The 12,210-nt window shown below is 52.4% G+C and carries 11 protein-coding genes; 2 read left to right on the forward strand and 9 right to left on the reverse strand.

Annotated features, from left to right (window positions below):
- The first annotated feature begins 35 nt into the window (after positions 1–35).
- The gene (locus C8J48_RS14645) at positions 36–338 is read left to right on the forward strand and encodes a hypothetical protein (protein WP_107727989.1); all 303 of its coding nucleotides are present in this window, start codon (positions 36–38) and stop codon (positions 336–338) included.
- A 125-nt stretch (positions 339–463) separates the two neighbouring features.
- On the opposite strand, the gene C8J48_RS14650 is transcribed toward C8J48_RS14645, so the two are convergent.
- The 4 genes from C8J48_RS14650 to C8J48_RS14665 form a co-directional block, all read right to left on the reverse strand.
- A complete protein-coding gene (locus C8J48_RS14650) occupies positions 464–901 on the reverse strand; it encodes a DUF350 domain-containing protein (protein ID WP_107727990.1) in 438 nt (145 codons plus the stop codon).
- A gap of 12 nt (positions 902–913) precedes the next feature.
- Positions 914–2,161, reverse strand: a complete 1,248-nt coding sequence (locus C8J48_RS14655) for a glutathionylspermidine synthase family protein (protein WP_107727991.1) — start codon at positions 2,159–2,161, stop codon at positions 914–916.
- A gap of 7 nt (positions 2,162–2,168) precedes the next feature.
- On the reverse strand, positions 2,169–2,540 hold the full coding sequence (locus C8J48_RS14660; RefSeq protein ID WP_245891239.1) for a hypothetical protein: 372 nt from the start codon (positions 2,538–2,540) through the stop codon (positions 2,169–2,171).
- A gap of 215 nt (positions 2,541–2,755) precedes the next feature.
- Positions 2,756–3,208, reverse strand: coding sequence for a hypothetical protein (locus tag C8J48_RS14665; RefSeq protein WP_107727992.1), 453 nt, complete (start codon positions 3,206–3,208; stop codon positions 2,756–2,758).
- A gap of 296 nt (positions 3,209–3,504) precedes the next feature.
- Here C8J48_RS14665 and C8J48_RS19125 point away from each other — a divergent pair, with 296 nt between their 5' ends.
- Positions 3,505–4,560, forward strand: a complete 1,056-nt coding sequence (locus tag C8J48_RS19125; protein WP_245891240.1) for an HNH endonuclease — start codon at positions 3,505–3,507, stop codon at positions 4,558–4,560.
- Between the two features lie 202 nt (positions 4,561–4,762).
- On the opposite strand, the gene argF is transcribed toward C8J48_RS19125, so the two are convergent.
- Genes argF through argB form a run of 5 tightly spaced genes read right to left on the reverse strand, consistent with a single transcriptional unit; the run spans position 4,763 to position 11,980 of the window.
- Positions 4,763–5,731 carry an ornithine carbamoyltransferase gene (gene argF, locus C8J48_RS14675; protein ID WP_425430481.1) on the reverse strand — a complete coding sequence of 323 codons (969 nt, stop codon included), beginning with the start codon at positions 5,729–5,731 and terminating at the stop codon, positions 4,763–4,765.
- Positions 5,728–8,958, reverse strand: coding sequence for a carbamoyl-phosphate synthase (glutamine-hydrolyzing) large subunit (gene carB, locus C8J48_RS14680; protein WP_107727993.1), 3,231 nt, complete (start codon positions 8,956–8,958; stop codon positions 5,728–5,730). The genes argF and carB overlap by 4 nt, the downstream gene beginning before the upstream one ends.
- The gene (locus tag C8J48_RS14685) at positions 8,958–10,019 is read right to left on the reverse strand and encodes a carbamoyl phosphate synthase small subunit (RefSeq protein ID WP_107727994.1); all 1,062 of its coding nucleotides are present in this window, start codon (positions 10,017–10,019) and stop codon (positions 8,958–8,960) included. Before C8J48_RS14685 ends, carB begins: the two co-directional genes overlap by 1 nt.
- On the reverse strand, positions 9,997–11,190 hold the full coding sequence (locus C8J48_RS14690; protein ID WP_107727995.1) for an acetylornithine transaminase: 1,194 nt from the start codon (positions 11,188–11,190) through the stop codon (positions 9,997–9,999). Before C8J48_RS14690 ends, C8J48_RS14685 begins: the two co-directional genes overlap by 23 nt.
- Positions 11,168–11,980, reverse strand: coding sequence for an acetylglutamate kinase (gene argB, locus C8J48_RS14695; RefSeq protein WP_245891241.1), 813 nt, complete (start codon positions 11,978–11,980; stop codon positions 11,168–11,170). Before argB ends, C8J48_RS14690 begins: the two co-directional genes overlap by 23 nt.
- Between the last annotated feature and the right edge of the window lie 230 nt (positions 11,981–12,210).

Consider the following 12,210-nt stretch of genomic DNA (forward strand, 5'->3'; position numbering starts at 1 on the left):
TCACAAATAAACACATCATGCGGAGGGTTGATAGAGTGAAATTTTCAACGAAATCGGTCATGTTTATCGTTGGAATTGTACTTGCCGAAATAGCTGCAACTCATATTTTTGCCTCCGTTAGAGGGCCAAGAATCGGAGCATTGATGATTGTCCTTTTCACTTTATTTATCCACCCTATGTTAATGGTTATTGTATGGTTTGGATTAATCCGAGATTCTTCGCAAAAGCGGAGATTTCTTTCCAAATCTTTATGTATGATCGCTTTAATCCTGGCCTATCCCCTTGCTTTGAATATGGGTACTGGCTTTTTTGTGGGACCCTTAATCCTGAAAATTTAACGGGTTATTTTAGACAATTCAAATGAGGAAAGGCAATTCAAACCAAAGCCGAGCACACCGTCGTCGGCGTTGTCGAACCCTGGTCGATGCGACCATGAAAAAAGCCTTCACGGAGAAGGCTTTTTTTAGTAACTGATCAAGCTCGCCAGCAACAAACCGGTAGCAATGCTGAGGAAGGCGGCAAAGGTTCCCACGGCAATATTTCCTTTGGGAATCTCAGCTACGACTTTGAATGGAGTAATCAGCTCAAACAGATAAAAGACCAATACCTGAAAGATGATACCGATTACACCCCAAATAAGAAGGTCGACCACATCGATGGAGTGGTAGACAGCAGAGGAGAGAACCAGGGTCAGCCCCAACAGCTTTCCACCCAAATCATAGGCGGCTGCTTTGGCGGCGGCCATTTTTTGCGGGTCGTCCGTTTCCGCCCCTTCTTTGATCAAGAGATGTTCCTTGTAAGGGGTCACCAATTGGAAGATGAAAATACCCAACAACAGGATTGGAATGCTGACACCCAGATAAATGAGAAACGTTAATAGATAAGGCCACTGCTCTAACATAAAGGGCTCCTTTCAGTTGTGTGTTTCCAATGCAATCGGCAAAAAATAGGCTAAGTTACCGGTGATGGGACCGTCAACCCGGCACAAAATAGCGGAAGCTTTTCCCCCCAGCAAAAAAGAGCCCCACAGCCGGTGACCGCTCTGACGCCCTTGGATCGTCTCCACTTCTACCCGATCCAACTCTACTCGGCGTTGATAGACCATCGGTTGCTCCCAGTAAGCTTCTTCCCGATCGCAATGGGTGACATTGCCATCCGCATCGCACAACAGCACTGCCCCACCTTCCCGTCCCAACACCGGTTTCACCACATAAGGCTCTCGCCCGGAAAACCGGTTTTCCAGATACGTGGGCAAACAATATTGACCAATCAAGCGCTGTTCTTCCTTTGAAAAAAACTGCCCGGTTTCGTACAGATTCCAGATCAAGGCTTGGAGCGCTTTCGTCTGGCCGATGAAAGCGGCAGGGGGATTTATCGTCGCGAGACGCCCGCGCTGAATCAAATCGAGAACATGGGCCCCGGTGGGATAACCGTCGTCGTCTGTCTCCCCCGCCAATATCTCAATCGCGTGGAGACGATACCAGAGGTCGATCGACTCCCAGCGATCATTTATCCGGAATCCCAATCGATCTCCCTCCACGCGCAAATCCTCCAAAGGGACAAAGCGGGCGTCCAGCTGGGAACGCTCTAGTAGATATTTGGTTGTACCCACATCCTCTTCATGCCAGTCCAAGGCGCTAAAGGCGATTGAGCGAAGATCTCTTCCCTCATCTCGATAAGCCTGAACCGCTCGCTGAAACGCATCTCGGATATGAGCCTCAGCGCCTTCATTGGGGTCGATGCCGGCATTGAGCGCTTGAACGACGCGGCCATTTACATAGAAAGCCTCCACCACACCAGTAGGCGTGTCACTGTTGAACTCCAACATTTTCCACCCGGTGGAGGTACGGGCAAAATCAAACCGCCCCACCACCGTCGGCAAGATGGCGTCGGCAGCAACGCGCACAGCCTTTATCGCGGCATCCGGAATTCCCAGTTCCCGCAGCAGTTCATCATCCGCTCGCTGCACCACCGGGATCACCCGGGTGAAAACCTCTCCCAAGGCTTCCGTCGCCATGTTTAGCTCCTGTTTCCACTGGGCGGGGATTTTTTCTACTGTAGCCAGGGCATATTCTTCCCCGTAAAACCAATCCCAGGTAAACACCCCTTCTTCCCTTAGAGGCTCATAGATCCGCTTCCGTCGGATATCGTACGGTTCCACGGATCATTCACCCCCCGCTAAATAACCCACTAGAGGAACTTTTGCCAATGCCACCTTTCGATTTGCTTTTTGAATATCCGCTTTTTGAACCTGGCGTGATACCGGATTCTTTTTGAAAATAGCGGTTTCCTCCGCTGTAATACGACGCACCACCAGCACGGTCGGTGCCATCATCACAGTAGCCATCTTCATCGTTATCGATGCAAAACTCCTCGTCACAATAGCCGTCTCTGTTTTTATCGACGCATCTTTCTTCCGACGCTTCGGAATCGGAAGAGGAGCATCCAGGAACAGCAACCAATGCCGCAGCGGCAAACAGGGTCACCACTTTTTTCGTCCGGTTGAGCCCGATGCCCTCCATTCCTTCACCGTTGATCATCGTCGTTGATATTCCCTCCCTAGAATTCATCCGATCCATTTTTTCTACGTAACAAACATCCCATCAATACCCATCGTTACAACGATGGGTAGTCGATTTTCACACGCCAAGCACCGATCGTCTTCCTCAATCACTTTGTTCCGGGGTTTCGCTTTGAGAAGAATTCGTCCCTACCCAACCAATCAAAGCGATTAGATCAACCTTTATGTACACCATCAATCATCCGCCGCTTCCACATACAACACAAACACTTTGCGGTTTTCATCCACTTCAGCGGAGGTTTTGCGCCACTCTTTTCCGCCGCGATATAAGATTTCTCCCTGCAAATAGAGGCGTAACTCCGTCTGCGTTTGACAGTGAAGGGTTTCCAATACCGGGTAATACGCAGCATCCTCTGAAAATTGGCGGATTTCAAGACGGATCCCTGTCCATGTCGGATGGGGAATTCCATCTGGGTCCCAAACTTGCTCATCATCCGCCAACCGCACAAAAATAATAAAACCCCGATCACCGCTTGCCGTCACCGTTCGCTCATATACCCGATCCTCTGTTACCAGGTAATCACAGATAAACCGCGTTGAAATTTCATCTTCATCAATATCCTCATACGTCAACAAAACGGGATGATCCCGCTCCGGTTCATCCAGTCGATACTCCAATGTTGCCACCATCTCCCCCCTTTCCCATTCAAGGTGAAAAACCCCACTGCTTTAGCATATCGTGCCATCTATAAGGTGTAAAGAGAATAGTTTTATTTTTCGATCGAATAACGCAGGGCACACTTCTAACAATGATAGAATTATACAAATTCCAAGAGGAAAATCCTGATTTTTGTTTAAATAGTAGAAAAAGAGATCAAGAGGCTAAAATCATGTATAAATTGGACCTGAACAAGTATCAATCGATCTTTAACTAGTATTTCCCACCTATTCTTCGTAAATACTAGATTCCGGAGGTGAAACAAATGCTATTTTCCCATAGCCATATAACAGAAGATGATGCGAGAAAAGTGTGGTGGGAAGAGGATGGGCGTTGTGAAAATTGTAAACGCCCAATGGGTTTCTCTGTCTCCTGCTATTCTCGTATACAAAAAAACAACGACTACACTGCGGATAACTTATATTTGTTTTGTCCGGATTGCAAAAAACATCAACCCGATTTTTTGGATCATTTGCTGGGAGCCGAATCGGACGTGATCAAGGTACTCGCAGAAGACGTCAAAATTACAGAAGCGGAACAGTTTCTGATAAAAAACCTGCAAAAACACGGTGTACTGTTGGGTTTTTCTCAAAAAAAGCGCCTCTATTGGTTACCGGGAATCGGTAAATTCAGCGTACATAAACGAGTAGAAGATCGGAAGTTGGAAGGTACCGATATCGTCTATCCCGCTGTGACCGGAAGTTGGGTGGCCAAAATAGAAGGCTCTCTTGCAGCGGAGTGGCACATAAGAATCAAACCGCAAGAACGATCCCGCAAGCTGCCGCATCCCCAACGCGTGGTTCTCTCTTCTTCTCCTCAGACTCCCATTGAGTGTATCATGAAAGCCATCCGTTCATCGTATCCTTTGCCTTTTACATTCAATATCGACCTTTTAACACAAGAACATGAAATCACCATGATCTTCAAAGACGGGGGCAGTTATAAGCAAGTCGATAAAGAAACAGCGATATATGCCGTGCAAAAGGGAATCTCTAAAATTGTATCCGAGTATCCCACTGTGATCGTCAATAGGGTAAAGTGTCCTCGACTTAAACCCAACTCCAACAAATCTAACCGCAAGAAACCCAACCCCAAGAAAAAGCAAAACTCTTACCAACGAATACGCCAAAAAGTATTGCTGCGTGATGAATACACCTGTCGTTACTGCGGTCGATACGGAAATACGGTAGATCATATCATCCCTCGTGCAAAAGGGGGTAAAAATAAGATGGAGAACTTGGTAGCCTGCTGTTTTGATTGTAATCAAGCCAAAAAAGACCTATTGCCTGAAGTCTTTGCAAAAGTTGCAGTAACGCGGTAATTTTTGAAGTGCCCGCCCACCGTCAATGGACCAACCTAAGCAAAACCGCCGATCTGTTAAAGATCGGCGGTTTGGTGGTTATTTTCGATTTGCGTTGCTACGTTTAGCCAGAATCAATTATACAACTCCGCCTATAATGACACTTCAAATGGCCATTATCCAAAGTTTGTAACATATATCCAAATGAAATAAGCCAAACCCCTCACCCGTTTCCTACCAACAACGACACCAACAACGCCTTCTGCACATGAAGGCGGTTTTCCGCCTGTTGAAAGACGACCGACTGCGGTCCGTCCATCACTTCCGCCGCTACTTCTAAGCCGCGATAGGCTGGGAGGCAATGGAGGAAAACGGCGTCGGAGCGGGCGAAGTTCATCAGGGAGGCGTCGACGATAAAGCCGTCAAAATCGCGCTGCCGTTTCTCTTTTTCCGCTTCCTGACCCATGCTGGCCCATACGTCGGTATAAACCGCATCGGCATCGGCCACCGCTTCCCGTGGATCATGGGTAAGATGGAGGCGAGCACCGGTAGTAGAAGCGAGCGCTTGTGCCTGTTGCCATATGGCCGCATCCGGTTCATACCCCGGCGGTGTGGCCGCTACCAGCTCGATCCCCGTCAATGCCGCCGCTTCTGCTAAAGAGTGAAGCACATTGTTGCCGTCTCCTACATAGGCCAAACGCAGATCGTCTCGTCCCGGTTTCAGTTCAGCCAAGGTCATCACATCGGCAAAAGCTTGACAGGGATGATGAAGATCCGTCAGGCCGTTAATAATCGGAATGGAGGCGTTCTCCGCCAGCTGCTCCACCAACTCATGCTGAAAAGTGCGGATCAGGACAGCATCGACGTAACCGGACAAAATGCGGGCGGTATCTTCTACGCTTTCTCCCCGTCCCAATTGTAATTCCTGCCGGTTTAACGCGAGAGCATGACCACCCAGCTGAGCCATGCCCGTCTCAAAGGAGACACGGGTACGGGTGGAGGATTTGTCAAAGATCATCGCCAAGGTTTTATCGGTTAAGGGAGCGTAGTGTTTGCCCGCTTTTTTCTGTTCTTTCAGCCAGTAGGCATGGCGGATCAAACCCTGTACTTCCTCCGGCGAAAAAGCGGAAACCGTCAAACAATCTCTCCCTGCTAAGTCCGGTGGCACTGCTGTCATCGTCGTTGCGCTCATCCTGTGATCAGCTCCTTCAATCTCGGTACCTGAAAAGGTTCCACCTCGGTAGAATCGATCCAAGCATTGGACCGCAACCAGGCTTGAAAGGTATCCACCGAGGTAAAACAGGGTACCTGCCATTCCAACGTCAGTTGGCGTAAGCGAAAACCAGCACGCTTCGGATCTTCTCCCCGTGTAGGAATGTTTAACACCGCTTTGGGGCAGTCAAGAGCAAACCATTCCTCCCAATTTTCCGGGGGGCATTCCACGATGGCATCCATGCCTTTCTTCCGAAGAAATTGGGCCGTTTCGGTTGTTGCCGTCAATGAAACCCCAGCTTGTGCCAATTGACGTGCCAACGGCAGGACCTCTTCTTTACGGGTATCGGCCACCGCCAGCAGCAGCGCACTTCCCGGCGCCACCGGTGGCAATGATCCCGACACTGTCCATGGCACCGCCTTGGCCAGCGCCTGCTCTAATGTGTGCCCCACACCCAGCACTTCACCCGTCGATTTCATCCGCGGTCCCAACGCGGGATCGACTTCCGGCAATTTGGGGGTAGAGAAGACGGACCCCTTCACCGCCCACACCTGCGGTCGCGGCAACAAGCCCAGAGGCGCAAAGGAAGCCAGCTTTTCACCCATTTGTACCCGTGTTGCCCAATCGATCATGGGAACGCCGGTCACTTTGGAGATAATCGGCACCGTGCGGGAAGCGCGGGGGTTTACCTCCAACACATAGACACGCCCCTCCGTTACGACAAACTGGATATTGAGCAATCCCACATGTCCCAGTTCAGTCGCAATGGCGGTAGTGGTTTCCACCACTTTTTGCGCTGTCTTCGCATCAAGATCAGGGGCTCCTAATATCGCGAGGCTATCGCCGGAGTGAACACCCGCCCGTTCCACGTGTTGGACCAGCGTGGGGATGGACACATCGCGGCCATCGGTGACGGCGTCCACTTCCACCTCCATCCCTTCTAAAAAGCGATCCAGCAGCAGCGGAAATAACCGCTCCGACCCGGCGTTATTACACGTTTCCTCCAGTAACACCGCCAGCTCTTCCTGGCTACCCACCACCTGCATTCCCCTTCCTCCGATCACATAGGAGGGGCGCACCAACAAGGGATATCCCAGTTTTTCTCCCACTTGCAAGGCTTCTGCCGCAGATGTGGCGGTTTCTCCCGGGATATGAGGGATATCGAGGCGCTCCAGAAATTGATAAAAACGATGGCGATCTTCCACATGATCAATGATATCCGATGTCGTTCCCCATACGGGAATGCCCGCTTCTTCCAAGCCTTTGATCAGCTGAATCGCCGTCTGGCCGCCAAACTGAACCAACACACCCTCCACCTGTTCTTTGCGGGCCACATGAACCACATCTTCCACCGTCAAGGGCTCAAAGTAGAGGCGATCCGCCGTGGCAAAGTCGGTGCTGACGGTCTCGGGATTATTATTGACGACAACGGCACACCAGTTGCGCTGTTGCAACGATTTGGCGGCATGCACGGAACAGTAGTCAAATTCGATGCCCTGGCCGATACGGATCGGGCCGGAGCCCACCACCAACGCCCGTGGCCGAGATTCGTCCACTGTCACTTCATCCGCTCCCTGCCAGGAAGAATAATAGTACGGCGTTGCAGCGACAAACTCACCGGCACAGGTATCTACCCATTTGTAAGCGGGGCTCTCACCCAATTGCAGCAACCGTTTCCGAATCGTCTTCTCCTCCACCTGCCATAGACGGGCCAGAAGCGAATCCGCGACTCCCCACTGTTTCGCCTGTTGCAAACGTGCATTGGAGACGCTTTCCCAGCTCTCTTTTGCCAAGGTGAGTTCCAACTCCGTCATACCCGCAATCTTATGCAGATAATACGGGGTGATGGCAGTGAGAGTGTGAACCCGTTCTACACTCCAACCGCGCCGGAAGGCTTCCGCCAATAAGAACAAGCGCTTATCATCGGGGTGTTGTAGTGCCGTCGCCAATGCATCATCGGACAACGTTTGATCCTGCTCCCGCAAGAGGCTGTCACAACCCTGATCCAGTGAGCGAATCGCTTTAAACAGAGCTGTCTCCAAGTTGCGGCCTAGGGCCATCACTTCCCCTGTCGCTTTCATTCGTGTGCCCAAATCCCGCTCTCCGCCGGGGAATTGGTCAAAGGGCCAACGCGGCAACTTCACCACCACATAATCCAACGCCGGTTCAAAGCTGGCAAAGGTGTGGCCGGTAACCGGATTGAGACACTCATCCAGCCGATAGCCCAAACACAACTTGGCCGCCAAACGGGCGATGGGATAACCGGTCGCTTTGGATGCGAGGGCACTGGAACGGCTTACCCGTGGATTAACTTCGATAATCCGATACTCTCCCGTCTCGGGATGAAGGGCGAACTGAATGTTACATCCCCCCACCACCTCCAGCGCCCGAATCACATCACAAGCCACAGTGCGCAGCATGTGATACTGTTGATCCGTCAAGGTTTGTGAAGGTGCCGTCACCATGCTGTCCCCGGTATGCACACCGACAGGATCGATATTTTCCATATTGCAGACGGCGATACAAGTATCCGCCTGATCCCGCATCATTTCATATTCAAGCTCTTTCCAACCGAGAATGCTCTCCTCCACCAGCACCTGACCGATGGGACTGGCTGCCAGTCCTCTGCGAGCCACCTGCGCCAGCTTCACAGGATTTTCCGCCGCACCTCCGCCAAAACCGCCTAAGGTGTAAGCGGGACGAACGACGACAGGGTAGCCCACTTTTTCTGCAAAGACCAACGCTTCTTCCACCGTCGTTACTGTCTGTCCCTGAGGAACCGGTTCACCCAATGCTTCCATCATCTGTTTAAAAGCTTCCCGATCCTCTCCGCGGCGAATCGTTTCCACCGGGGTACCCAGCAGACAAACGCCAAAGCGTTCTAATACACCTCGCTCCTCCAGCTCCATCGCCAGATTGAGGCCCGTCTGACCGCCCATGTTGGCCAACAGTGCATCCGGCCGCTCCCGCTCGATAATCCGCGTCAATACCTCCGATGTCTGTGGCTCCATATAAATCACATCGGCTATATCGGGATCGGTCATAATGGTGGCGGGATTATGGTTGACCAAGATGACCCGAATCCCCTCTTCCTTTAAGGCCAGACACGCTTGTGTGCCGCTATAGTCAAACTCCGCCGCCTGCCCGATGACGATCGGTCCCGATCCGATCACCAGCACGGATTGAATCCCATCCATTTTTCCCATCAGACCGTCACCCCTTTCGCCGCTTCCACCCTATCCAAAAAGCGTTGAAACAGAGCGGCGGACTCCCGAGGGCCCGGGTGGGCTTCAGGGTGAAATTGAACGGTAAACAAGGGATAATACCGATGAGCCAACCCTTCGATCGATCCATCGTTCACATGTTGATGGGTGATACGCCACTCTGTGGTATCCACTGAAGATGGACGCACAGTGTAACCGTGGTTTTGCGGGGTAATCCACACCTGTCCGCTCTCCACTTCCCGCACGGGATGGTTGCTGCCGCGATGACCAAAGGGCAGCCGTTCCGTATCCGCCCCTAATGCCAGCGCCAGCAGCTGATGGCCGAGGCAGATGCCCATCGTCGGAATTTGTTTTACCAGTGAAACCCAGGAAGAAAGATACGGGGCGAGTGCTTTGGGGTCTCCCGGTCCATTGGAGAAGAGAAGCCCATCCGGTTTTATCGCTTGAATCGCTTCTACCGGCCAATCAAAGGGGACCACCGTCACCTTGCAACCGGCTTGGACGAGATGTTGCACAATCGATTGTTTGGTGCCAAAATCGACCAAAACGATATGGGGAGCTCCTTCCTGCCCTGGGTAAACGACAGGTTCTTTTGCCGTCACCGCTTTTACCCATTCCAGGGAGAGAGGGTCAGGCCATTGTTGCAGCGTACGGATGGGATCGCTGGTTACTACGCCCATCCGCGCACCACCGTCACGAATTTTGCGTACCACAGCACGGGTGTCCACTCCAGCGATTCCGGGGATCTCCCACCGATCCAGCCACTCCGCCAGGGAGGCGTCTCCTTCCCGGTACAATTCACTCACCACTATTCCCGCACAGCGGGGGGCGGCGCTTTCGCTTTCTCCTGGCCAAACGCCGTAGTTGCCGATCAAAGGATAACTAAAGGTTACCAGCTGACCAGCATAGGAAGGGTCCGTCACCACCTCTTGATAACCTGTCATACCGGTGGTAAACACCACTTCCCCGGCCTTTTCCTTAGGCGTGCCAATCCACTCTCCAGGAAAGGCCTCGCCATCGTCAAACACCAGATACGCTTCCATCCGTCACAACCTCCTCCAACTCCAACCATGTTTCTTCAATCAAATTCACAGCCTGTTCCACTTGGGCTTTGGTCGTCACTACCGGCGGCAGCAGACGTAAGACCTTTTCACCGGCAGGAGTAGCCAATAATCCCTTCTGAGCCAGGGCATGCAGCAAAGGAGCAACCGGGCGCTCCAACTCGACGCCCCACATCCAGCCCAGGCCCCGTACCGACCGAATTCCCGGCAGTGGTTCCAAACGCGTTTGCAGAAGCTGGCCCAGATGCTCCCCTAACGCACGAGATTCCGTTAAAAAGCCAGGAGTCGTCAAACAGTCGAGGACAGCGTCAGCCACCGCCATCGCCAAGGGATTGCCACCAAAGGTGCTGCCATGACTGCCAGCGCTAAACACTTTCTCTAAACCGCCGCGGCCCAGGAGGGCACCGATGGGAAAGCCGTTTCCCAATCCTTTGGCCAAGGTGACGATATCCGGCTGAATACCCCACCGCTGAAAGGCGAATACATCTCCCGTCCGCCCCATTCCGGTCTGTACTTCATCGACGATCAGCAGAATATCACGCTGGCGGCATTCCGCTTCCACCGCCTGCACAAACGCCATATCCGCCGGGCGCACGCCGCCTTCGCCCTGCACCAGCTCCAGTAAAACGGCGGCAGTATCGGTTCCTATCCTGGCCTGTAAATCATCAATATCGTTAAAGGTGGCATAGTGAAAACCGGGCGGCAACGGGTCAAAACCGGTTTTTACTTTTTCCTGACCGGTCGCGGTTAAGGTGGCTAACGTCCGTCCATGAAAGGAAGAATGAAAGCTGATAATCTGAGGCGCTTTAATCCCACGTACCACCTGGGCATAGCGGCGTGCCAATTTGATCGCCGCTTCATTGGCCTCGGCTCCGCTGTTGCAAAAAAAGGCAAAATCCAAACCGGACAATTGTGCCAAACGCTCCGCCACGCGCTCCTGCAACGGAATCTCAAACAGATTGGAGACGTGCCACACCGCATCCATCTGTTGCTGTAACGCTTTTTTCACCTGCGGATGCGCATGTCCCAGATTGCAGACACCCAGCCCAGAGGTAAAGTCCAGGTACTCTTTTCCCTGTTCATCTTTCACCTTTACACCTTCAGCCTGAATCGGCCGAATTCCATTCCGTTTATAGGTGGGAAACAACGCCATCCACCTTCGCCTCCTCCCGTCGAATGATCGTCCCTTGCTCTTTCTCTCCGTCAAATCGGGGTAATGGGGCCCCGCCATCCAGGATCACCACTTCTTGCACCGATCCCGTTAACCCATTTAAGGCGGCTTCCGCTTTTGGGATCATTCCGCCGCTAATCCGTCCTTCCGCCACCATGGAACGCACCTGACTTGGTGTCAAAAGCGGCAACACCGCTCCTTTGCCATTGGCATCCGCCATGATCCCCGGCACATCTGTCACCATCCACAGCTGTTCCGCTTGCAAGGATTGTGCAATCGCCGCTGCAACTGTATCGGCGTTTACATTGTAATGGTGCCCCTCTTTATCACGGCCAATGGAGGCGATGACCGGAACCCATCCCGCTGACAACAAGGGATGAAGCGCTTCTGCTCGCACCGAATCCACTTCCCCTACCCAACCCAAGGAGGGATCTTTTGCTTTGACCTTGAGCAGTTGCCGGTCTACCCCGGACAAGCCAAAGGCGGGCGCCCCCGCTTGCTCCAAGGCGGTAACCAATTGTTTGTTCAGTAATCCTGCCAACACCATCTGGACCACTTCCAGACTGTTGTCGTCGGTTACGCGCAAACCGTTCACAAACTGGGGGGTCAAGCCCAATTTTTGTTGCATCCGGCCGATCATCGGGCCACCGCCGTGAACGATCACAATCTGAACGCCTGCTGCCAAGAGAGACGCACATCCGCTGAAAAAAGTGGGATGGAGACGCTCCAGCACACTTCCTCCCGCTTTGATCACCACGGTTTTTCTCTGCAAGGCCATCCTCTCCTTTCATCGCATCGATCCACTCCTGGTATTTTTGAATATGCGTGATCTTACTGTGTGCAAATCGCTTGTCCGTCGGCCAGCGAACGCCGATCAACTCGTTCTCTTTTCGATGTAGGGAGACTGTCCACCTCAGTCGCAAAGGTTAGGAGCGAGGAAAAACTCACTGTCGCTCAGCAAAGCATCACTTTTCCCCACCCTCGGCGGCTTCCGCTGAGTGG

The organism is Desmospora activa DSM 45169 (assembly GCF_003046315.1).
Lineage (GTDB): Bacteria > Bacillota > Bacilli > Thermoactinomycetales > DSM-45169 > Desmospora > Desmospora activa.

Coding starts and splice junctions, on each gene's coding strand:
- C8J48_RS14650 (WP_107727990.1), bottom strand. CDS start 901: ATGTTAGAGCAGTGGCCTTATCTATTAACGTTTCTCATTTATCTGGGT.
- C8J48_RS14660 (WP_245891239.1), bottom strand. CDS start 2,540: ATGATCAACGGTGAAGGAATGGAGGGCATCGGGCTCAACCGGACGAAA.
- C8J48_RS19125 (WP_245891240.1), top strand. CDS start 3,505: ATGCTATTTTCCCATAGCCATATAACAGAAGATGATGCGAGAAAAGTG.
- argF (WP_425430481.1), bottom strand. CDS start 5,731: ATGAGCGCAACGACGATGACAGCAGTGCCACCGGACTTAGCAGGGAGA.
- carB (WP_107727993.1), bottom strand. CDS start 8,958: ATGGGAAAAATGGATGGGATTCAATCCGTGCTGGTGATCGGATCGGGA.
- C8J48_RS14685 (WP_107727994.1), bottom strand. CDS start 10,019: ATGGAAGCGTATCTGGTGTTTGACGATGGCGAGGCCTTTCCTGGAGAG.
- C8J48_RS14690 (WP_107727995.1), bottom strand. CDS start 11,190: ATGGCGTTGTTTCCCACCTATAAACGGAATGGAATTCGGCCGATTCAG.